This is a genomic window from Nocardia sp. 852002-51101_SCH5132738 (assembly GCF_001665695.1).
Lineage (GTDB): Bacteria > Actinomycetota > Actinomycetes > Mycobacteriales > Mycobacteriaceae > Nocardia > Nocardia nova.
Window position 1 is genome coordinate 41,576 of record NZ_LZML01000119.1, and the last position, 20,843, is coordinate 62,418.

Genomic DNA, 20,843 nt, shown 5'->3' on the forward strand with positions numbered 1-20,843 from the left:
GACCCCTCCTGGACCTCGAAAGCACCGATACGGCACTTCGGCCCGGCATTCCGGGACCTCGGTACCGATCGAGAACAGCTGATGGATGGTGGAGCCGAAGCGTGCGACCCGGCGCCTGTGTATCCATGGTATCGGCCGCCTGTGGGGGCGACCTCGTCGCCTCCGACACAGTGGTGGACGAGGGTGACAGCCGCGCAACAAGCGCGTCAAAATGCCTTCAGCGCTGGCGCGGAGGGGGTGGTTCTGCGTACCGTGGGATTGTGCGTGACCATCTACCACCTGGCCTGCCGCCGGACCCCTTCGCCGGAGATCCCTCCGACCCGTCGGCCGCGCTCGATGCCATTGAGCCTGGGGAGCCGCTGGACCCCCATGAGCGCCTAGCGGTCGAAGAGGATCTCGCCGATCTCGCGGTGTACGAGGCGCTGCTGTCCCACCGGGGCATCCGCGGTCTCGTGGTGAGCTGTGAGGATTGCCGGCAGGACCACTACCACGATTGGGACATGCTGCGCGCCAACCTGCTGCAACTGCTGGTCGACGGCACGGTCCGCCCGCACGAGCCCGCATACGATCCGACGCCGGAGGCCTACGTGACGTGGGACTACTGCCGCGGATATGCGGATGCCTCGATGAACGAAGCCCTGCACGGCGACGGATTCGACGGTTTCGACGCCTGACCCCTCAGCCGCGTAGCGCTCGGCTCGGCACAGCCGCGCGCGCTTTCGGCGTGTGAATTTCCACACTTCCGCCGCGACGTACCGCGCGCACTTCCCCCTGAAAACCCCTGAAAAACACGAATCCGACCGCCGGGATCGGCGATCGGTTCTCGTATTGAATATGTGGTTCTAGTTGATGCCGGTGTGCAATCCCCCACCGGCCGGCGGCACGACCACCGTCGGCACCGAGGGCACCGACGGATGGACCGGGGCCACCGTCTGCTGCGGCTGCGTCGGCGGGACCACCGCCCCTCCGCCGATGGTGGTCGGCGGATTGGCGGTGGGCTGGTTCGTCGGCGGCTGTTCGTGTGTGGGTGGCTGTTCGTTGGTCGGCGGCTGCTGCTGAGTCGGCGGCTGGTTCGTCGGCGGCTCGGCAGTCGTCGGCGGTTGCTGCTGCTGGTTCGTCGGCGGCTTGGAACCACTTCCCGGCTCGGTGCCCGGCGTTCCCGGTCCGGAACCGCTCGCACCGGTTTCGGGCGCGGTCTGGCTGCGCATGATCTCCGGGCCCGGGGTGCTCGGCTTGGAGCCGGTGCTCTCGTGCTGCCCTGGATTGGCAGACTGTCCCGGCGTCGTCGGCGCGACCACTGTCGGGGTGGCCGGCGTCGTATTCGCCTTCGGCTCCAGCGACTCCAGCGCGGCGGCCACCTCGGGTGCGGTGGTCTTCAGCTGATCCAGCATGTGCTGCCAGCGCACCTGCAGATCCTGCTTGCGCGAGTTGTCGTCGACCTGAGTCGTGTTGGTGGAAGCGCTCTCCAACAGTGCCTTGGCCTGTTCGGGGTGTCCCTGGTCGATCAGCGCCTGTGCCTTGGTCATATCGTCGTCGGCGCGCTGGGCGATCGTGGTCTGCGCCTGCTGGCTGAACACGACCTCCTTCACCCGCCACAACGGATCACCCGGCTGCGCCCCGTAGGAGAAGGCCGTCGTCCCGCCGGCGATCACCGCGACCGCGGCCGCGGCGCCCATCAGCGGACGTACCAATCGCAATCTGCCGCGGCGATGGGCGTTGACCCTCGCCTCCCGCGCTCCGATCTCCTGGTTGACGGCCGCTACCACGGCGTCCAGATCGGGACCGGCCGGCATCGGAGTGTCGACGATATCGGCTCGCCAATTCGCGAGCAGGCTCGCGAGTTGATACTCCTCGGCACTGTCGGTCGCTACGGGACCGTCGCCTGCGATGGCGTCGATCAGCGCATCGTCGCGTCGGACCGCTGCGATATCCACCGGCCCGGCGTCACCGGACTCCCCGGATGCCTCGGCATAGGGACCGCTGTTCGGCGATCCAAGCCGCGCCTTCCAGTCGCCCCGACCGCGCTCGCCATCCCTAGCCATACATTTCACCTGCCCTCGCCACTTGTGACTTGAGTTTCGCGAGCGCCCGATGCTGAGCCACTCGTATAGCTCCCGCCGTACTGCCCACGGCGACAGCAGTTTCTTCTGCTGACAAACCCATGACCAAACGCAGGATCAGGATCTCTCGATGCTTCTCCGGTAGCGTGGCCAGCAGACTGTTCATCTGCCGGCTCGTTTCGGATTCGAGAGCGCGCTGCTCCGGCCCCTGGTCGGTGGATATGACATCTGGTACTTCGGCCATCGCGTCCGCCTTGTTACGGGCGGCGTTGCGATGTGCGTCGGCGACCTTGTGCGAGGCGATTCCGTACACGAAAGCCATGAACGGCCGCCCCTGGTCCTGGTAACGCGGCAGGGCGGTCATCACAGCCAAGCAGACCTCCTGCGCCACGTCGTCCGCGGAGAGCTGCCCACGCTCCGCGGAACCGATCCGCGCACGGCAATAACGAACTACCAGCGGGCGGATGATTTCCAGTACCTGGGCTAAAGCCGAACGGTCGCCCTGAGCTGCAGCAGCTACGGCGGCGTCCAACTCCTCGCCCGAGTGCGTCATCGTCAGAGATATTCCTGGCGTTACAAGTGGCACGGCCGGATTTCGACCGGTGCTTCCACCGGTCGGTGGAACGAAACCAACAATAGCGGCTCAGCTATGTGAGTCGGACAACATGGGGGATCACTGCTCCCCGATTTCTGTTCCGATCCGCAGCCGACCGCCCCGACCAGCCAGAATGCTCGCGAACACAGCGGCTTCGGCTGCCGCGCGGCGGGCCTCGGCCGGCTCGCACACCCCCGACCGCAACATCGCGGCGGCCCAGCGCAGCGGCAGCAATCCGTGTGCGGCGCAGAGAGAATCGACCAGCTCGGCACCGGCGCGACTGCGATCGATGTCACCCTCGGCCGCCGCCGCGGCGGCCAGCAGTAGCCGCGACTTCACTTGATGCCGAACCGATCCCATCCGCTCGGCCGCGGCGACAGCCGCCTCGGCGTGCGTCGACGCCGGCTCGGCGACCAGTCCCAGACCGGGTGCGGCGAGGGCGGTTTCGGCGCTGACCCAGTGCCAGCGCACCAGCGTCCGCAGGTCTGTGGGCGCGCGATCCAGTTCGCCGCGACAGCGCCGCAGCAACCGCGCGGACACCTGCGGCTGCCCGGTACCGAGTGCGTCCGCGGCCAATCCGGTCAGCGCGTCGCAGACCGCCGCAGCGCGCATCGGATCGGCGGCACCCACCACCGGCAGGTTCGCGACCAGCGCCGCTGCCCGTCCGTCCAGGATCGCGGCGCGCGCGTGCCAGCCGAGTTGACGGAGCAGCGACGCCTCGGTGGAGGCCACGAGCGAGCGGAATACCGGATCCCTGGTCAACCGGGCGGCCCGGAGCAATTCGGCGCGCGCGGCCGCATACCACCCCCGACCACCGAGGACGATTGCCCGCAACCGGGTTCCGGCGGGATCGGCGGCGACGGGCAGATCCGCGAGCGCGATGCCGGGGCGGCCGCCGAACGCCGCGTCGGCCAGTACGGCGGCGGGCCCGGGGTCCAGCAACCCGCGCACTCCCGGGGACAAATCCAACACCAGCGCACCTTATCCGGAGGCGGCCCGCGCTCCGCACCGCATACGGGCTATTTCTCAGCGAAAAGCGGAGGCGCCGTGTTTCCATCAGGTAAATCTGCAACGAGCTAACCGCCGGCGCACCGAAGCAGAATTCGCACGCTTTTCGGATTATTAACCTGCGCGCCCCGACGCGGCCATCCGGACTTCTTCCGCGCGCACGAGGCCAGTGTGCCACATCACATATCACACTCCCCAGCGTTGGCAAGTACGACAGATCTTTTCTTCTGCTAAACACCCTGTGAACTGGGAAAACGCGGGAATCTACGGACACGTCGCAATACTCGCGAAACAAGTCAACCGGTCAGTATCGCTTTCCCGGTCCGGAAAGTAAACAGTGCGTAGGTTAAATCTGAGATCTGCCGGAATTGCGATCACTGTCGACGTATCTATTGACGTGATTTCACTGCGCGACCTAACGTACTTCATCGCCGTCGTCGGCGCCGCGCGAAATTGCGGCGACCGCGTACTGCGATCGCCGGAGATCGGCGATACGGTCCGAGCCCGATCTCGGCGAGGTCACTGTCGCCCCCGCCCAGGGTCCGGACAGACCGCTGCTGACAAGCACCGCTCGACAACGCCGACGAGCTCGCACCATGAGGAGTTCACCATGCCCATGCCCACCCACCTCCCCGGTCCCAACGCCGACATCTGGGATTGGCAGATGCGCGGCTCGTGCCGCGGTGTGGACTCCTCCGTCTTCTTCCATCCCGACGGCGAGCGCGGCCGCGCGCGCACCCAGCGGGAGTTGCGCGCCAAGGAGATCTGCCGGACCTGCCCGGTGCTCATGCAGTGCCGCAGCCACGCCCTGAAGGTCAGTGAGCCGTACGGCATCTGGGGCGGCATGTCGGAGACCGAACGCGAGCTCCACGCCCGGCGCAACCGCCGCCGGATGGCCGTCTGACCGGCGCTCGCGAAATTCGGTCGCACCCGACCGATCCGAACCAGCTGGGGCGCCGAATACCTAGCAAACACCCGGCCACTGAACGTGGCCGGCGACACCGGTACAGGCGCAGGTTCTCGGCCACCGCCGATTCGCCTGCCGCATGTTGACCAACGGCCGCACCCAAGCCCCAGCGTTTCGCGAAAGTCATCGGCGTGTCACGGCGTGTCTCCGCACACTCCTCGGCGTGTCGTCTTACGCGCGAAATCCGCTGGGCCACAGGTGCGTTGCCCGACGCACCCCACCTGAAAGGAGGTCATAGCGTCGCGCTACGGTAGTGACCGATGACACAGAATGGAGCGTTGTGACAACGCGGCCGCCGGCCGCAGAGGACGACTCGTTCCAAGGATCCATCGGGGACGGTCGGGTGGCCACACCGAGTGTGGACTCTGCGATCACGGCACGCGCAAGCGAAAGTATCGAGCTGGCGGCACTTCTGGTGCGCTGCGGCCGGTCCGATCAGCAAGCATTCGCCGAGCTGTACGACCGCACGTGCGCCCGGGTATTCGGACTGGTGCTGCGTGTCCTCCACGATTCCGGTTACGCGGAGGAGACGACCCAGGAGGTCTACCTCCAGATCTGGCGCACCGCAGCCAATTTCGACCCGGCCAAGGGTTCGGCGGTGACCTGGCTGATGACGCTCGCGCATCGGCGCGCCGTCGACCGCGTCCGAGCCGAACAGGCGCACGCCCAGCGTGAGGTCACCTACGGCACCGCGACCCTCGGCCACGAATTCGACGAGGTCACCGAGGAAGTCGGCCGCCGACTCGAACAGCAGGCCGTACGCGAGAGCCTCGCCACCCTCACCGAAACCCAGCGCGAGGCCATCTCGCTGGCGTATTTCGGCGGCCGGACGTATGCCGAGGTGGCTACCTACCTCGGAGTAGGGTTACCGACCGTCAAGTCCCGGATTCGGGACGGATTGACACGACTGAAAAAGAGTTTGGGAGTGACGTGAGATGAACGAGAGCCAGATCGATCTCGCGCATACGGTCGCGCTCGGATCGATCGGCGACGAGGACCAGCGCGCGGTGCAGGAGCTGTTCGACTCCGGCGACCCCGTACTGCGCGCGGACTTCGACACGGAAGTGCAACTGACCAGAGAAGCTCTTACCCTGTTCGCCTCGGCGTCGGCCGTCCAGCCACCCGCCACCCTCCGCACCCGGCTCCTGGCCGCGATCGCCGACGATCACGCCCCCGCCGCACGACACATTCGTCCCCCCGCTCACCGCAACGGTGAGGAAGCCGGTCCCACCTCTCTCAACTGAGCTCCGGCCTCAACCGAGCCTCGGGGTAGGCGCAAACGCTCCAGCGAGTATCCACCCGCAGCCCCCTCACGAAAACGCCAACGGCCCGTTCACGTTGAAACGTGAACGGGCCGTTGCGGTCACAAAGGCTCCCGTCACCGAGACTCAGACCCGACCCGATCTCACCGAGACTCAGGCCCGACCCGACCCCAACGGGTTGCGGCCCGGCTCGTCGATCGGTGCCCGTTGCGTACGCGACGAAGGAGCAAGCAACGGGCGCCGATCGACGAGCCCTAGGGGGCCGCAACCCCGCCGGAGCGAAGCGGAGGCCAAAAATTCAGTGCGCGTGGCCGTGGTGGTTGTCGGCCTCGTCCTCGGCCGGCTTGTCGACCACGGCGCTCTCGGTGGTGAGCACCATGCGCGCCACGGAGGTGGCGTTGAGGACCGCGGAGCGGGTGACCTTGACCGGGTCGACGACGCCGTCGGTGATCAGGTCGCCGTAGGTCAGGGTGGCGGCGTTGAAGCCGTCCTTGCCCTCGCTGACCTTGCTGACCACGACCGCGCCGTCGATACCGGCGTTGGTGGCGATCCAGTACAGCGGCGCCCGCAGCGCCTGCCGCACGACCTCGACGCCGATGGCCTGGTCACCGGTCAGCGAGTCGCGCAGTTCGATCAGCTTGGTCGCCGCTTGCACCAGCGCGGTACCGCCACCGGAGACGATGCCCTCCTCGACCGCGGCCTTGGCCGCGCTGACCGCGTCCTCGACCCGGTACTTGCGCTCCTTGAGCGCGGTTTCGGTGGCCGCACCGACCTTGATGACCGCGACGCCGCCGGACAGCTTGGCCAGCCGCTCCTCCAGCTTCTCGCGGTCCCAGTCGGAGTCGGTGGCCTCGATCTCGCCGCGCAGCTGCGCGACGCGGGCGTCGATGGCCTCCTGGGTGCCGGCGCCGTCGACGATGGTGGTCTCGTCCTTGGTGACGACCACGCGGCGGGCGTGGCCGAGCAGGTCCAGACCGGCCTCGCGCAGGCTGATGCCCAGGTCGGGGTTGATCACGGTGCCACCGGTGACGACGGCCAGGTCGTCGAGGAACGCCTTGCGCCGGTCACCGAAGAACGGCGCCTTGACCGCGACGACCTTGAGGGTCTTGCGGATGGCGTTGACGACCAGGGTGGACAGCGCCTCACCCTCGATGTCCTCGGCGATGATCAGCACCGGCTTGCCGGATTCGGCGATCTTCTCGAGCAGCGGCAGGAAGTCGGGCAGCGAGCTGATCTTCTCCCGGTGCAGCAGCACCTGGACGTCCTCGAGGACGGCTTCCTGCTTGTCGGGGTCGGTGACGAAGTAGCCCGACAGATAGCCCTTGTCGAACTGCACGCCCTCGGTGATCTCCAGGTCGGTGCTGACCGTGGAGGATTCCTCGACGGTGACGACGCCGTCCTTGCCGACGGTGGTCAGGGCCTTGCCGACCATTTCGCCGATTTCCTCGTCGCGTGAGGAGACGGTGGCGACCTGGGCGATGGCCTTCTCGCCGGAGACCGGCTTCGCGGCGGCCAGCAGCGCCTCCGACACGACGTCGGCGGCCTTGCTCATGCCGGCGCCGAGGCCGATCGGGTTGGCGCCGGCGGCGAGGTTCTTGAGGCCGCCCTTGATGAGGGCCTGGGCCAGCACGGTGGCGGTGGTGGTGCCGTCGCCGGCGACGTCGTTGGTCTTGGTGGCGACGCTCTTGACCAGCTGCGCGCCGAGGTTCTCGAACGGATCCTCGAGGTCGATGTCGCGCGCGATGGTGACGCCGTCGTTGGTGACGGTGGGGCCGCCGAACGCCTTGGCCAGCACCACGTGCCGGCCGCGCGGGCCGAGGGTGACCTTGACGGCGTCGGCCAGCTTGTCGACGCCGCGTTCCATTGCCCGACGAGCCTTCTCGTCGAACTCGATCTGCTTTGCCATGGTTGAGATGTCCTTGGGGTGGGAGTGGTGGACGGGCCTGCGACGACCCGCGGCCTGGAGCAGCGACCACGACGATCCCGGCCACAACGATCACTGCCCCGGCGCCCATGCGTGGGACACCGGGGCAGTGATCGTTACGGTGCGATCCGGATCGCGACGGCCGCGTGGGTCATCGGTCGGTCATCACTTGTCGACGACGGCCAGCAGGTCGCGCGCCGACAGGATCAGGTACTCCTCGCCGTTGTACTTGATCTCGGTGCCGCCGTACTTGCTGTAGATGACGACGTCGCCTTCCTTGACATCCAGCGGAATGCGCTTCTCGCCGTCCTCGTCCCACCGGCCGGGTCCTACGGCGACGACGGTGCCCTCCTGGGGCTTCTCCTTCGCCGTGTCGGGGATGACCAGGCCGGAGGCGGTCGTCGTCTCGGCCTCGTTGGCCTGGACGAGGATCTTGTCCTCGAGCGGCTTGATGTTCACGCTCGCCACGTTGAGCCCTCCACTTTCAGGGGATTCGGTCGTCCGGGGCTGTTCCCCGGACTCACGGTTTGGTCACGGTGTTGCTGCGGCGTTCGTGGAGCCTTACCACTACCGCCGTGCCGACCCTGCGCACAGCCCCGTCGTCGCGGGTGCCGGGACCCTTGCCCAAAGTCGAGCTGGCACCTGAGCACAACCAGTGCCGACTAGCACTCTATACACGAGAGTGCCAGCGCTCAAGGGTGGGCAGTGCTGACATCGCGACACGCCCGAGGGCGTGGCAATTGCTCCGAAAAATCTGTAACGTTCGGATAACGGATTGTGACAGTATGTAAGACGGTTCCGTGATCGGTCATGCCGTACGACAGTTGTGTCGTTACGGCGCGTCCATCGGCCGTAACCGTCACGCGATCCGTTGAGTACCACTGCTTCACCCATTCGCGCGACAACCTCGCGCACACCTGAGACGAGAACAAGACCGCACGTGATCGACGGCCGGTCCCGACCCTGAAAACGGATCGCACCTGATGGGACCGAAAGCCTGACGGAATGGCGCCTCACCGGACCGCCCCCGACGGAGGAAGACCCGCCCCGATCCGCGCGCGGAGTATTCGCCGCACAGCGGATGCCCGTGATGTCCGTTCGAGATGGTCGGTTCCACCAAGGCCGTCCGCTCGACCAGCTCGAGAAGGGAGGTGAACATGCGAACATCCCTCGGTATCTCCGCCGGGAACGAGGTCGTCTGCTCGGCCGTCGTCACCACCACGCCCAACGGCGCCCAGAGCTTCGACTACCGCGTCGTGTCGGCGGATGTGGCACATTCCGATCCGGGTGATCTGGTCGCCTCGTCGATCGAGCTGATGACCACGCAGATGCCCCGCGACTACCTGCACCGGGTCGGCACGCACACGCCCGGCGCCTCGGCGCCCCAGACGCAGCCCGTCCCGGCCGGGGCCATCGCGGTCGCCTACCGCGATCGTGAGCAGGCGATGGCGATTCGCGCCGCGATCGGCAAGCAGCGCCGGGATGTGCAGCTCATCCCCGAAAGTACTGCGGCACTCACCTATTTGCGCGAGACCGGCCTCCTCGACCGCTACGAGACGGTGGCCGTGATCGACCTCGGCGCCTCCGGTACGACGGTCACCGTGGCCGATCTGGCCGAAGACACCGTGCTGCGTTCGGAGCGCACCGAGACGATCAGTGGCGCCGCGGTGGACGAGCTGATCTATCACCATCTGCTGGACTGCCATTTCGCCCGCAGGGGCACCCGGCCCAACCGGACCATGCTGATCAACCGCAGCCGGGCCGCCAAGGAGCATCTGTCCATCGCCCCGGCGGTGACCATCGATCACGTCGCCGGGCAGCCGCTGAAGCTGACCCGCGCCGATTTCGGTGAACTGATCGCCGATCTGCTGCACGAGGCGGCCGACTACGCCCGCGCGGTCTTCGCACGAGCGCCGAAATCCCCGGAGGCAGTGGCGATCATCGGCGGCGGCGCCAATATCGCCTCGCTGGTCGAGGGACTCGACGCATTGCTCGACATTCCGGTGGTCTCGGTTCCGGAGCCGGAGGCGGTGACCGCGAAAGGCGCGGCGCTGGTGGCCGATTCGGCCCAGCCTTCGACCTTCTCCCCGATCGCCCTCGGTAGCGACGGATCGGCCGGAACCTTCACCAAACTGATCGGCACCCTCGTCGGTGCGGTCGTGGTGGTCGGTCTCGTGGTCGGCTACGGCGTCAAGGAACTCGTGCCGACGGCCCACCAGGATGTGACCCCGGCAGGGACGACCGGTACTCAGCTGACCACGTCGCCCACGTCGTCCCCGATGCCCACGGCTACATCGACGGACGCCACCGGGCAGAGCCGGACCGAGCGTCCGCCGACGAGCTCCACCCAGCCCGGCAGTTCGGCACCCGGCACATCGCCGGGCAGTTCGGTGCCGACCACCCATGCCGATCAGGTGCCGCCGATCACGCCGACGACCAGTGCGCCGGTCCTGCGGCCGGATCCGAATCTGCCGCAGATCCCGTTGCCCAACCTGCCGCATCTGCTCGGACCGCTGCTGGGAACCACCACGCCGCAACCGGTTACGCCCGAGACGACCACACCGGACAGTCCTACTCCGGGGGCCGCGCCGACCAAGCCGGGCAGTACCCGAATTCCGGTACCGCCGCACTCGAGTTCCGGGTCTGCGGAGACGGACCCGGCCCAGTCCGCCGAGCCGGGTGAATCCACTCCCTCCGGGCAGCCGACAGCGCCCAGCACAACCGTGCAGCCCCAGAACTGAGCCGGCGGAATCCTTTTCGGGACGGCCTCAGCGAATCTGGCTGGTGGACACCGAAAGACCTGGATCGGTCGCGACCGTCAACGGAGACGGTTCGGCGCCGCCCGCGATCACGTGGGCACCCAGGGTGGCGATCATGACGCCGTTGTCGGTACACAAGCGCGGCTTCGGCACCCGCAGGGTCAGACCGGCGGCCGCGCACCGCTCTTCGGCCATCGACCGGATCCGGGAGTTGGCGGTCGCGCCGCCACCGAGCACGAGCGTGTCCACACCGACATCCTGCGCCGCGCGCACGGCCTTCATGGTCAGCACATCGGCCACCGCCTCCTGGAACGAGGCCGCGATATCGGGGATCGGCAGTTCGGTCCCGTTGCGCTGGGCCGCCTCGACGTAGCGGGCGACGGCGGTCTTGAGACCGGAGAAGGAGAAGTCGTAGCGCGGATCACGCGGCCCGGTCATCCCGCGCGGGAATGCGATCGCGGCCGGATCACCGTGGACCGCAGCGGCATCGAGCGCCGGACCGCCCGGGAAGCCGAGGTCCAACAGCCGCGCCACCTTGTCGAACGCCTCGCCGGCGGCATCGTCGACGGTGCTGCCGAGTTCGACGATCGGCTCGGCCAGATCGGTCACGTGCAGCAGATGGGTGTGCCCGCCGGAGACCAGCAGGGCCACGCACGGCGGCATCGGTCCGTGTTCGAGAGTGTCGACGGCGACGTGCCCGCCGAGATGGTTCAACGCGTACAGGGGAATATCCCAGGCCGCCGCATAGGCTTTCGCGGCCGCCACGCCCACCAGCAGCGCACCGGCCAGGCCCGGTCCGATGGTGACCGCCAGCGCATCCGGCTTGGCGATGCCGGCCGTCGACAGCGCACGCCGCATGGCGGGCACGATGGCCTCGAGATGAGCACGCGAGGCGATCTCGGGAACCACGCCACCGAACCGCGCGTGCTGGTCGACGCTGGAGGCGACCTCGTCGGCGAGTAGCTCGCAGGTGCCGTCCGGATGGCGGCGCACGATGCCGACACCGGTTTCGTCACAGGAACTTTCGACACCCAGGACGATCATGACAGGACCTCGGAGTCGTGGGCGCGCTCGACGCCCGGGTGCGGGAATCCGGTCATCGCCGGGCGGCGCATGGTGAACGCGTCGGCGCCGCTGGGCTGGTAGTAGCTCTTGCGCAGGCCGATGATGTGGAAGCCGTGCTTCTCGTAGAGCGCGATGGCCGGGGCATTGTCGGTGCGCACCTCGAGGAAGACGGGCCCACCGCGCCGGCCGGCCTCGGCCAGCAACGCGCGCAACAGGGCGGTCCCGATGCCGCCGCGGTGCACATCCGGATCGACACCGATGGTGTGAATCTCGGCCTCGGGATGGTCGGGCGTGCCCAGCAGCGCGATGCCCGCGTACCCGAGCATGCGCCCCGCGTCGTCACGCGCCACCAGATAGCGATTGTGCGAACCGGCCAGCTCCGAGCGGAAGGCCACGTCCTGCCACGGATCGTCCTCCGGGAACAGCAGCAGTTCCAATTCCACGCAGCGCGCGATATCGGCCGGGCCCATCGGTTCGATATGGACCACCGGCGAGGATTCGGTACTCATCGCACCGCCTGATAGCTGCGTTCGACCGCATCGGGACGGCGCAGATACAGCGGGACCAGCGGCTGCGGCGTCGCGCGCGCGAGGATGTCGTGGGCGGCACACCGCACCAGCCCCGCCGCCGACGGGGTCTCCACCGGCAGCACCGGAAGATCGAAAAAGTCCACGTGCGAGGGTGATCCGGCGATCGCGGTCGCGTCCCCGGAATCCAGATCGACCGGTTTGCACACACCGGGACCGTCGACGCGGCCGCCGCGGCGATACCGCGCCCAGTACACCTCGCGGCGGCGGGCGTCGGTCACCACGAGCAATTCGGCGCCCGAGATCTCGTCCTGACCGGCCGGCACCTCGGGCCATGCCTCCGCGGCGATGGCGTCGAGACTGCAGACGCCGTGCACCGGCAGGCCCAGGGCGTCACCGAAGGCGGCGGCGGTCGCCATTCCCACCCGCAGGCCGGTGAACGGGCCGGGGCCGATACCCACCACGACCGCCCCGATATCGGTGCGCGTGCGGTCGGCCTGCTCGAGGCAGGCCAGAATCTGCGGGGTGAGCACCTCGTTGTGGGCGCGCGCGTCCACGGTCACCCGGGAGGCGAGAGTGCGGACCTGCGGCTGTGTGGCGGCCTGCTCCAGTTCCACCAGTCCTGCTGTAACGGCAGGCGTCGCGGTGTCGACAGCAAGTACAAGCATGATTGCCTCAACGATACCGGTTGGTCACCTCCTGTATGCCATCAGCGCCGTCGGCGTATTCGCATGTCGCAACCGCGGGGCAAACCGCTGCCGGCCGGATGTGCGCACGTCGTGACGAGGCGACCGCGTGGCGCTCGTCAACGACCAAGTGCCGCAACAACTGCCGGGGTGCCGGTGCGGAGGTCCGCGATCGGGGCCCGGCGGCCGGGCCGGATTCCGCGCTGCCGCGTATTCGCCCGCGGCGCATCGGTGGCGAGCATCACAACCGATCAGTACTGACCGACCCACTCCCAGGTGGCGGTGCGGGTCTCCGATTCCGCTTCCCGATGCAACCGCACCCGCAGATGACGGTCCGCGAGATGTTCGACGACACCGAGGCCCCACTCGACGACCACCACCGCTTCGTGCAGATCGGCATCGAGATCCAGGGCGTCGAGCTCGTCGAGGTCACCGCCCAGCCGGTAGGCGTCGACATGCACCAGCGGTATCGATCCCGGCGCCGCGCCCGCGCGATGCTGCCGCGCGATGATGAAGGTCGGTGAGCTGACCCGTCCCTCGACCCCGAGCCCGGCCGCGATCCCCCGGGTAAGCGCGGTCTTCCCCGCGCCCAGCGGGCCGTCGAGCACCACCAGATCGCCGGGCCGCAGCTCGGCGGCCAGCTCCCGGCCCAGCGCCTCGGTATCGGCGACCGTGGGCAGTTCGCGGCTCTCGGCCTCGCCCTGTGCTTCCGGGGCTTGCTCGCGATGCTCAGCCATTGCTCGCCTCCCGCCCCACGCCGTAGTCGACGGACGCGCCGCCGAATACGCCCGTGCGCAACAGCAATCGATCCAGCGCGGCATTGATCAGCTCGGGATATTGCAGATGCACCATATGCGCGGCGTCGGTGACCCGGATCAGATCGGCGTCCGGCAGCCGGGCGGCGAGTTCCCGCGAATTGCGGAACGGGATGATCAGGTCGTGGTCGCCGCCGACGACCAGCGCCGGCTGCGGCGCGAGCACCGGTAGCGCCGCCGATTCGTCGTGCACCTGCAGGGCTTCGAGAAATTTCACGATGGTCTCGACCGGTGTGCGATCGATCATCGAGGTGGTGAATCGCGACAGCGTGGGACTGACGTCGCCGTGGAACGAACTGACGTGCAGGACCGGGGTGATCAGCTGACGGGCCGTGACCCGTCCCGCCTGCACCAGCGCCGGGGAGGTGTGGGCGAGCACCCGGAACCCGTCGATCGCCGGACTGCGCAACAGCTGTGCCGCACCGGCGCGGGTCACCCCGGCCGCGGTGGTGGACAGCAGTGCGGAGGCCAGCACGCGGCGCTCGAACCATTGCGGATTCCGCGCGGCCGCCGCGAGAATCGCCATCCCACCCATGGAATGCCCCACCAGCACCAGCGGGCCGTCGGGCGCACAATCCTCGATCACCCGCAGCAGGTCGCGTCCCAGCTGTGGAACCGTGCAATTCGCAGTGCTCGACGTGCCGGAACTGCCGTGCCCGCGCAGATCGAAGAACACCATGCGGACCTGCGCGCCCCACTGCCTCGCGAGATCACGGCGCTGAAAGTGGAACGAGTGCATGCTGTTACAGAATCCGTGCACGAAAACGAGGGTGGCAGCCGGGTTCTCGGCGCCGACGACGCGCGCGGCCAGCGGTACGCCGTCGTCGGCCACCACCCGGCGCGCAGGATCGCGGTCCAGCAAGGTGAAATCCTCGTCGCGCAGGTCGTCACCGCGAGCCGGCCAGGCGACGGCGGCGCCCATTCGCCGCAGGGCCTGCGCACCGGCCAGCGCGCCCAGCACACTCGCCGACGCCACCCCGCCACGCAGCAGTGTGGACCGTAACCGGCGCGCGCTCCGAAACTGATGTGCCCGTTCGGGTTCCATCACACCACCCCTGCCTGTCCGGTATAGCCTCGCACGACACGGCCGCGGGGGGAACACACGATCTCGTAGTGGATGGTGTTCATCAGTTCCGCCCACCGCTGGGCGTGCGGATCACCCGGGGCCCCGCCGAACAGCACCGCGCGATCCCCCTCCTGCACTCCCTGCCGGTTCTCGCCCAGATCCACGACCAGCTGATCCATGCACACCCGGCCGATGTTCGGATACTCCGCATCCCCGATCCGCAGCGCGATCCGACCGCCCAGGCCGCGCGGCACGCCGTCGGCATAACCGGCCGGAATCAGTGCCACCGTGGTGTCGTGCGGCGCGATCCACTCGTGCCCGTAGGACACGCCCTCGCCCTGCGCCACCCGTTTGACCAAGGCGACCCGGGCCCGGAAGGTCATGGCCGGGCGCAGGCCGAAGTCGGAGATCTCCGGAATCGGACTCAGGCCGTAGACGGCGATACCGGGCCGCACCATGTCGAACGCCAGATCGGGCCGGGTGAGCGTGGCCGCGGAGTTGGCCAGGTGCACCACCTCGGGCTGCAGCCCGTAGTCCTTGGCGAGAGCGATGGCCTCGACGAATCTGTCCCGCTGCGCGTCGATGACCGGATGCTGCGGCTGATCGGCGTGGGCAAGGTGGGAGAACATCGCCCGCAGATGCACTACGCGCTCGGCGACCAGCTCCTGCAGCAGGGTCAGCACGTGCGGATACTCCGTGGAGGAGACACCGTTGCGGTTCAGGCCGGTATCGAGCTTCAGAGTGACGGTCGCGGTGGTTCCGCTCGCCCGCGCCGCGCGCTCCACCGCCCGCAGGTGGGCGGTCGAGGAGACTCCGATCTCGATATCGGCGGCGATCGCGGCGGCGTAATCCGCGTCGGAGGTGTTGAGCCAGCTGAGGATGGGCGCGGTGATACCGGCCGCGCGCAACTCCAGCGCCTCGGGAATGGTGGTCACGCCGAGTTCGGCCGCGCCCGCGGCCAGTGCCGCCCGGCCGACCTGCACCGCTCCGTGGTTGTAGGCGTCGGCCTTCACCACCACCATCACCGCGGCATCGCCCGCGTGTTCGCGCAGTATCCGCACGTTGTGTGCGATGGCATCCAGATCGACGACGGTCTCCACCTGCGGATCAGCGCTACTCACGGCTACCGATCCTGCCACGTGGCGCGTCGCGCCCACCCGGCGCGCCCGGGTGATATCGGATCGAGCCGAAATCAACCCTTGCTTGGAGTGCACTCCAGCTCATTAGCGTGGTTCACGCGGGCACACGCCGCCCGCCACCACCCATCGACCAGAGGGGTTTCATGAGCAAGGTTTGGTTCATCACCGGCGTCTCGCGCGGATTCGGCCGCGAATGGGCTCTGGCGGCCCTCGAGCGCGGCGACCGGGTCGCCGGAACCGCGCGCAAGCTGGAGACACTCGACGACATCGTCGCCGCCTACCCCGACACCTTCCTGCCGCTGCAACTCGACGTCACCGACCGCGCGGGCGACTTCGCGGCGGTCGCGGAGGCCGCCGAGCGGTTCGGCCGCCTGGACGTCGTGGTCAACAACGCCGGGTACGGGCACTTCGGCATGATCGAGGAACTGACCGAAGAGGAGATCCGCGCTCAGCTCGAGACCAACGTCTTCGGGGCGCTGTGGGTCACCCAGGCGGCGCTGCCGATTCTGCGCGAGCAGGGCAGCGGCCACATCATCCAGGTGTCGAGCATCGGCGGGATCAGCGCCTTCCCGAATCTGGGCGCCTATCACGCGTCGAAGTGGGCGCTCGAGGGGTTCTCGCAGTCGCTGGCGCAGGAGGTCGACGGTTTCGGCATCCACGTCACATTGATCGAGCCGGGCGGGTTCAGCACCGATTGGGCCGGCCCGTCGTCGGTGCACAGCACGGAAAACCCCGCCTACGACGAGGTGCGGGCCGCGCGCACTCGGACCCGTTCGGCCCAGCAGCCCGGCGAGCCGACGGCTACGCGGGCGGCGATCCTGGCCGTGGTCGACGCCGACAAGCCGCCCTTGCGGCTGTTGCTGGGGACCGCACCGCTGCAGATCGCGACCGCCGACTACGAGTCGCGACTGTCGACCTGGCGCGAATGGGAGTCGGTCACGCTGGCCGCCCAGGGCGACTGACCGGGCACGTACCGGGAGGACGGGCTGCCGGCGCTGCGGTCCCGGCACCCGGCCGTCCACCGTGGTTCCGCCGCGGCGAAGATGGCGCGGTCAGAACGAATCGGCCGGCAGTCCGTCCGCGGCATCGGCGAGACTACGCAGGGTCCGCACCGCGGCTCGTAGGTGATGCAGCAGCGGAGTAGACGAAATAGGCGCTGCCGCATCACTGTCGGCATGGGCGGCGAGATTCGCGGCGAGGGCGTGGACACGCGCGGCGGCCGCCGCCGCCCACCCCGGGACCCGTCCCGCCGCCAGCAGTGCGCCGATGACGCCGGACAGTACGTCCCCGGCGCCCGCAGTGGCCGCCCAGGAACCACCCGCCTCGTTGACCAGCGTCGGCTCGCCGGGGGTGGCGACCAGCGTGGACCGCCCCTTCAGCAGGACCGTGACCTGCCACTTCTCGGCGAGTTCACGCACCGCCGCCACCCGGTCGGGGCCGAGTTCACGGCCGGTCAGACGCGCGAATTCGCCTGCGTGCGGTGTCAATACGGTCGGTGCGCCGCGACCGGTGACCAGCTCCGGCGTGGCGGCCAGCAGGGTCAACCCGTCGGCGTCGACCACCACGGGCAGATCGGTGGCCAGGACCTCCGACAGACGCTCGCGCGCGGCGTCGTCGGTACCCGCCCCCGGCCCGAACACCCAGGACTGCACCCGCCCGGTTCCGGAAATACTCTCGGCCGCAATGACTTCCGGGAATTGCGCGAGAACCTGTGCGGCTGCGGTTCCGGCGTAGCGGACCATGCCGGAGGTGGCGGCCACCGCGGCGCCGGTGCACAACACCGCGGCACCGGGATAGGTGTCGCTGCCGGCGTGGACGCCGGTGACACCCTGCGTGTATTTGTCGTCGCGCGGTCCGGGCACCGGCCAGTCGCGACCGATCGACACCGGCTCCAACGCGGCCAGCTGCGGCTCGGGCAGGCGTAAACCGATGGGAACCAGCTGAATTCGCCCACACCACGGCGCGGCCAGCGCGTGCACCGGTTTGTAGGAACCGAAGGTGACCGTCACCGCGGCCCGTACCGCCGGGCCGTCCACCGCACCGGTATTCGGATCGACACCGCTCGGCAGGTCGACGGCGACGATCGGTGCCTCGATCGCCGCTACCAACTCGGCGGCCCGGGGTCGCAGCGCACCCCGGCCGGAGATTCCGATGATGCCGTCGACCACCAGGTCCGGCGTGCCGAGCAGTTCGGCGGCCGATCCCGCCCCGGCCTCACGAATCCGCCCGCCCGCCCGGCGCAGCGCGGCGAGTCCTTCCGCATGCGCTCGCTCGGGCGACAACAGCACGGCCGTCACCGCCGCCCCGCGCCGGCGCAGCGCCGCGCCCGCCCAGAGCGCATCGCCGCCGTTGTCCCCCGATCCGACGAGCAGTGTCACGGACCGCCCGGCGACGCCGCCGGTCCGTTCCCGCAGTTCGGCCGCAACCACATTCGCCAATCCGTACGCGGCACGGCGCATCGGCACCCCCGCGGCGACCCGCTCGAACAGTTCGGCTTCGGCAGCTCGCACCTCGTCGACGGTGAAATATCCCCGCAGGGCCGGTGCCATCATTCGCCTCCTCGTAGGGATCGCACAGGGATCGCGCTCGAATCGGAACCTCCAGCAGATTACGCCCGGGATCTTCGGTTCCCGCATGCCCGCGGCTCCGCCGCCGGTGCGACGCGGCCGGATCGCACGCGGGTGCCGCGAACCGGATGCCACCATTCGGACTAGGCTCGTGATCATGGCCCACAGCACCGTACGCAGCCGCGCAGCGCGTCTCCTCCCGATCGCCGGAGCGCTGGTGGCTGCCGTGCTGATCGCCGGATGTGGTTCGAACACAACGACATCCACTCCCACGACCACGACCGCGGCCACGCCGCCGGGTACCGCGGCTGCCTCGCCGACCGTGGCCCAACCGGCCTCGGTCACCGTGCGCGTCGAGGATATGAAGTTCTCCCCCGACGCCGTCACGGTCCAGGCGGGCGACACCGTCACCTGGAAGTTCTCCGACAAGGTGCCGCATGCCGTGCAGGGCATCGGCGATGCGGCGATGGGCATCAACAGCCCGATTTTCACCGGCGGCGAGTGGAGCCATACCTTCGCCGTGCCCGGCGTCTACCGCTACCTGTGCCCGCTGCATCCCGAAATGCGCGGCACCGTCACGGTGCGGTAGTCGCGACGCCGTCTCCTACCCGCATCTCGCGGCGGTTCAACGCCTCCACGGCCGTCACCAGTGGGGCCAGTTCGGGATCGGCCGCGGCCTCGCGGAGCGCCTGCGACAGGGCGGCGTCGTTGGTGGGCCGCGCCTGTTCGAGGAGGGCAAGACCAGCGGGGGTGACGTCGGTATAGATGCCCCGGCGGTCGTCCGGGCACAGATAACGCTGCAGGAGACCGCGGTCCTCGAGCCGGGTCACCAGCCGCGTGGTCGCGCTCTGACTCAGCGCCACCGAGTCGGCGACCTGGTTCATCCGCAGATGGCCACCGGGCCCGTCGTGTTGGCGGCTGAGCACGGTGAGAAGTGAGTATTCGCGCACGCTGAGCTCGTGGCCGGCCTGCAGGGCGCGTTCGATCCGTGCCTCGATCCGGTCGTGCAGCACCGAGAGCGCATACCAGCCATCCGCCAATCCGGTCAGCGCGGCTTCCGCGGTCATCGGCCCTCCTCATGTCGTCGCCGTCCCCAGGATAACGCGCTCCCGCAATAGCAAGCGTTTGCAATTAACACGCGTATGCAATTATTGTCGACGCCTGTAACGCCCGTCTACAACACCGTGTGGAGGCCTGCACCCATGCCACTCGCACTTCTCGCCCTCACCCTCGGCGCATTCGCCATCGGGACGACCGAATTCATCGTGGTCGGATTGCTGCCCGGGGTCGCGGACAGTTACGCGGTATCGATCCCGACCGCCGGTTGGCTGGTCACCGGCTACGCCCTCGGCGTGCTCGTCGGTGCGCCGGTGATGACCGGACTCGGCACGCGTGTATCCCGCAAGCGCATGCTGCTGATCAGCCTGTTGCTGTTGATCGCCGGCAACGCATTGTCCGCTGCCGCACCGACTTTCGGCCTGATGCTGACCGGCCGCATCATCGCCTCACTGGCGCACGGCGCCTTCTTCGGCATCGGGGCGGTGGTCGCCGGATCGCTCGTCGCCCCGGACCGACGCGCCGGTGCGATCGCCATGATGTTCACCGGGCTCACCGTCGCGACCGTGGTCGGCGTTCCGCTGAGCACTCTGCTGGGGCAGCATTTCGGTTGGCGGCTCGCCTTCGCGCTGGTCGCCGCCGTCGGCGCGCTCGCCTTCGCCGGAGTGCTGGCGCTGGTGCCCGATCGGCCGGCACCGCGCGACGCCCGGTTCACCCGGGAGCTGGCGGTCCTGCGCAATCCGCAGGTACTGCTCGCGATGGCGATGACCGTGCTCGGCTTCGGCGGTGTCTTCGCCGCCATCACCTACCTCGCGCCGATGATGACCGAGGTCACCGGATTCGCCGAAACCTCGGTCACCTGGATCATGGTGTTGTTCGGCCTCGGATTCCTGATCGGCAATCTGGTCGGCGGCCGTTACGCCGATCGCCATCTGCTGCCGATGCTCTACATCACGCTGGCGGCGCTGGCCGTCGTCCTGGCCCTGTTCACGCTCACCGCGCACAACAAGGTCGCGGCGGCGATCACCGTCGTCCTGATCGGAGCGCTGGGCTTCGCCACCGTGCCGCCGCTGCAGAAGCGGGTCCTCGATCAGGCCGCCGCGGCGCCGACGCTGGCCTCCGCGCTGAATATCGGGGCCTTCAATCTGGGCAACGCGCTCGCCGCATGGCTCGGCGGATCGGTCATCGCCGCGGGTTTCGGTTACACGAGCTCCAGCTGGGTCGGCGTGGTCCTGGCCACGAGCGCACTCGGCTCGGCCGTCTGGTCGGGCGCACTGGAACGTCGCACGACACGCTCCAGCACGGCACCCGAAGAGCTTGTGGCAGTGGGAGATTGACCGGCGCGCC

General features: G+C 68.6%; 21 protein-coding genes. 8 read left to right on the top strand and 13 right to left on the bottom strand.

Annotated elements, in window-relative coordinates; genetic code table 11:
• The first annotated feature begins 260 nt into the window (after positions 1-260).
• Positions 261-674, top strand: a complete 414-nt coding sequence (locus A5789_RS17675) for a DUF5319 domain-containing protein (protein ID WP_025347353.1) — start codon at positions 261-263, stop codon at positions 672-674.
• Positions 675-842: 168 nt separating this feature from the next.
• On the opposite strand, the gene A5789_RS17680 is transcribed toward A5789_RS17675, so the two are convergent.
• The 3 genes from A5789_RS17680 to A5789_RS17690 all read right to left on the bottom strand — a co-directional run bounded on the left by A5789_RS17680 (position 843) and on the right by A5789_RS17690 (position 3,627).
• The gene (locus A5789_RS17680) at positions 843-2,042 is read right to left on the bottom strand and encodes an anti-sigma-D factor RsdA (protein ID WP_082940783.1); all 1,200 of its coding nucleotides are present in this window, start codon (positions 2,040-2,042) and stop codon (positions 843-845) included.
• A complete protein-coding gene (locus A5789_RS17685) occupies positions 2,035-2,613 on the bottom strand; it encodes a sigma-70 family RNA polymerase sigma factor (RefSeq protein WP_030513512.1) in 579 nt (192 codons plus the stop codon). Before A5789_RS17685 ends, A5789_RS17680 begins: the two co-directional genes overlap by 8 nt.
• Positions 2,614-2,733: 120 nt before the next feature.
• Positions 2,734-3,627, bottom strand: coding sequence for a hypothetical protein (locus A5789_RS17690; protein ID WP_227463191.1), 894 nt, complete (start codon positions 3,625-3,627; stop codon positions 2,734-2,736).
• A gap of 646 nt (positions 3,628-4,273) precedes the next feature.
• On the opposite strand from A5789_RS17690, the gene A5789_RS17695 reads away from it, so the two are divergent.
• The 3 genes from A5789_RS17695 to A5789_RS17705 all read left to right on the top strand — a co-directional run bounded on the left by A5789_RS17695 (position 4,274) and on the right by A5789_RS17705 (position 5,874).
• Entirely contained in the window at positions 4,274-4,567 is a 294-nt protein-coding gene (locus A5789_RS17695) for a WhiB family transcriptional regulator (RefSeq protein ID WP_030513510.1), read from the top strand.
• A 421-nt stretch (positions 4,568-4,988) separates the two neighbouring features.
• Positions 4,989-5,564, top strand: a complete 576-nt coding sequence (locus tag A5789_RS17700) for a sigma-70 family RNA polymerase sigma factor (RefSeq protein WP_064901642.1) — start codon at positions 4,989-4,991, stop codon at positions 5,562-5,564.
• A 1-nt stretch (position 5,565) separates the two neighbouring features.
• A complete protein-coding gene (locus A5789_RS17705) occupies positions 5,566-5,874 on the top strand; it encodes a hypothetical protein (protein WP_227463192.1) in 309 nt (102 codons plus the stop codon).
• Between the two features lie 316 nt (positions 5,875-6,190).
• On the opposite strand, the gene groL is transcribed toward A5789_RS17705, so the two are convergent.
• Positions 6,191-7,798: a chaperonin GroEL gene (gene groL, locus A5789_RS17710; protein WP_030513507.1), complete on the bottom strand. Its 1,608-nt coding sequence runs from the start codon at positions 7,796-7,798 to the stop codon at positions 6,191-6,193.
• A 183-nt stretch (positions 7,799-7,981) separates the two neighbouring features.
• Positions 7,982-8,284 carry a co-chaperone GroES gene (gene groES / locus A5789_RS17715; protein WP_030513506.1) on the bottom strand — a complete coding sequence of 101 codons (303 nt, stop codon included), beginning with the start codon at positions 8,282-8,284 and terminating at the stop codon, positions 7,982-7,984.
• Between the two features lie 689 nt (positions 8,285-8,973).
• Here groES and A5789_RS17720 point away from each other — a divergent pair.
• A complete protein-coding gene (locus A5789_RS17720; protein ID WP_155525957.1) occupies positions 8,974-10,557 on the top strand; it encodes an Hsp70 family protein in 1,584 nt (527 codons plus the stop codon).
• 27 nt (positions 10,558-10,584) lie between these two features.
• Here A5789_RS17720 and tsaD read toward each other — a convergent pair whose 3' ends face one another.
• From tsaD to alr, 6 genes are all read right to left on the bottom strand, one after another.
• A complete protein-coding gene (tsaD, locus tag A5789_RS17725) occupies positions 10,585-11,619 on the bottom strand; it encodes a tRNA (adenosine(37)-N6)-threonylcarbamoyltransferase complex transferase subunit TsaD (RefSeq protein WP_030513504.1) in 1,035 nt (344 codons plus the stop codon).
• A complete protein-coding gene (rimI, locus tag A5789_RS17730) occupies positions 11,616-12,149 on the bottom strand; it encodes a ribosomal protein S18-alanine N-acetyltransferase (RefSeq protein ID WP_063012650.1) in 534 nt (177 codons plus the stop codon). Before rimI ends, tsaD begins: the two co-directional genes overlap by 4 nt.
• Positions 12,146-12,835 carry a tRNA (adenosine(37)-N6)-threonylcarbamoyltransferase complex dimerization subunit type 1 TsaB gene (tsaB, locus tag A5789_RS17735; RefSeq protein WP_064901767.1) on the bottom strand — a complete coding sequence of 230 codons (690 nt, stop codon included), beginning with the start codon at positions 12,833-12,835 and terminating at the stop codon, positions 12,146-12,148. Before tsaB ends, rimI begins: the two co-directional genes overlap by 4 nt.
• A 269-nt stretch (positions 12,836-13,104) precedes the next feature.
• A complete protein-coding gene (gene tsaE / locus A5789_RS17740; protein WP_063012646.1) occupies positions 13,105-13,590 on the bottom strand; it encodes a tRNA (adenosine(37)-N6)-threonylcarbamoyltransferase complex ATPase subunit type 1 TsaE in 486 nt (161 codons plus the stop codon).
• On the bottom strand, positions 13,583-14,713 hold the full coding sequence (locus tag A5789_RS17745; RefSeq protein ID WP_064901766.1) for an alpha/beta fold hydrolase: 1,131 nt from the start codon (positions 14,711-14,713) through the stop codon (positions 13,583-13,585). The genes tsaE and A5789_RS17745 overlap by 8 nt, the downstream gene beginning before the upstream one ends.
• A complete protein-coding gene (gene alr / locus A5789_RS17750) occupies positions 14,713-15,909 on the bottom strand; it encodes an alanine racemase (RefSeq protein WP_369817464.1) in 1,197 nt (398 codons plus the stop codon). Before alr ends, A5789_RS17745 begins: the two co-directional genes overlap by 1 nt.
• A 107-nt stretch (positions 15,910-16,016) precedes the next feature.
• On the opposite strand from alr, the gene A5789_RS17755 reads away from it, so the two are divergent.
• Complete coding sequence (locus A5789_RS17755) at positions 16,017-16,835, top strand: SDR family oxidoreductase (RefSeq protein WP_064901764.1); 819 nt, start codon at positions 16,017-16,019, stop codon at positions 16,833-16,835.
• A gap of 90 nt (positions 16,836-16,925) precedes the next feature.
• On the opposite strand, the gene A5789_RS17760 is transcribed toward A5789_RS17755, so the two are convergent.
• Positions 16,926-18,410, bottom strand: a complete 1,485-nt coding sequence (locus A5789_RS17760; protein WP_064901770.1) for an NAD(P)H-hydrate dehydratase — start codon at positions 18,408-18,410, stop codon at positions 16,926-16,928.
• A 187-nt stretch (positions 18,411-18,597) separates the two neighbouring features.
• Here A5789_RS17760 and A5789_RS17765 point away from each other — a divergent pair, with 187 nt between their 5' ends.
• The gene (locus A5789_RS17765) at positions 18,598-19,029 is read left to right on the top strand and encodes a plastocyanin/azurin family copper-binding protein (RefSeq protein ID WP_063012638.1); all 432 of its coding nucleotides are present in this window, start codon (positions 18,598-18,600) and stop codon (positions 19,027-19,029) included.
• Here the strand turns inward: A5789_RS17765 and A5789_RS17770 are convergent.
• Entirely contained in the window at positions 19,016-19,507 is a 492-nt protein-coding gene (locus A5789_RS17770; protein WP_051755315.1) for a MarR family winged helix-turn-helix transcriptional regulator, read from the bottom strand. The two genes, A5789_RS17765 and A5789_RS17770, sit on opposite strands and share 14 nt — an antisense overlap.
• A gap of 135 nt (positions 19,508-19,642) precedes the next feature.
• On the opposite strand from A5789_RS17770, the gene A5789_RS17775 reads away from it, so the two are divergent.
• Positions 19,643-20,833, top strand: coding sequence for an MFS transporter (locus tag A5789_RS17775; protein ID WP_064901763.1), 1,191 nt, complete (start codon positions 19,643-19,645; stop codon positions 20,831-20,833).
• The last annotated feature ends 10 nt before the right edge of the window (positions 20,834-20,843 follow it).

Coding starts and splice junctions, on each gene's coding strand:
- tsaB (WP_064901767.1), bottom strand. CDS start 12,835: ATGCTTGTACTTGCTGTCGACACCGCGACGCCTGCCGTTACAGCAGGA.
- A5789_RS17745 (WP_064901766.1), bottom strand. CDS start 14,713: ATGGAACCCGAACGGGCACATCAGTTTCGGAGCGCGCGCCGGTTACGG.
- A5789_RS17720 (WP_155525957.1), top strand. CDS start 8,974: ATGCGAACATCCCTCGGTATCTCCGCCGGGAACGAGGTCGTCTGCTCG.
- A5789_RS17695 (WP_030513510.1), top strand. CDS start 4,274: ATGCCCATGCCCACCCACCTCCCCGGTCCCAACGCCGACATCTGGGAT.
- groL (WP_030513507.1), bottom strand. CDS start 7,798: ATGGCAAAGCAGATCGAGTTCGACGAGAAGGCTCGTCGGGCAATGGAA.
- A5789_RS17755 (WP_064901764.1), top strand. CDS start 16,017: ATGAGCAAGGTTTGGTTCATCACCGGCGTCTCGCGCGGATTCGGCCGC.
- tsaD (WP_030513504.1), bottom strand. CDS start 11,619: ATGATCGTCCTGGGTGTCGAAAGTTCCTGTGACGAAACCGGTGTCGGC.
- A5789_RS17775 (WP_064901763.1), top strand. CDS start 19,643: ATGCCACTCGCACTTCTCGCCCTCACCCTCGGCGCATTCGCCATCGGG.
- A5789_RS17765 (WP_063012638.1), top strand. CDS start 18,598: ATGGCCCACAGCACCGTACGCAGCCGCGCAGCGCGTCTCCTCCCGATC.
- A5789_RS17680 (WP_082940783.1), bottom strand. CDS start 2,042: ATGGCTAGGGATGGCGAGCGCGGTCGGGGCGACTGGAAGGCGCGGCTT.
- A5789_RS17770 (WP_051755315.1), bottom strand. CDS start 19,507: ATGACCGCGGAAGCCGCGCTGACCGGATTGGCGGATGGCTGGTATGCG.
- A5789_RS17705 (WP_227463192.1), top strand. CDS start 5,566: ATGAACGAGAGCCAGATCGATCTCGCGCATACGGTCGCGCTCGGATCG.
- rimI (WP_063012650.1), bottom strand. CDS start 12,149: ATGAGTACCGAATCCTCGCCGGTGGTCCATATCGAACCGATGGGCCCG.
- A5789_RS17685 (WP_030513512.1), bottom strand. CDS start 2,613: ATGACGCACTCGGGCGAGGAGTTGGACGCCGCCGTAGCTGCTGCAGCT.
- tsaE (WP_063012646.1), bottom strand. CDS start 13,590: ATGGCTGAGCATCGCGAGCAAGCCCCGGAAGCACAGGGCGAGGCCGAG.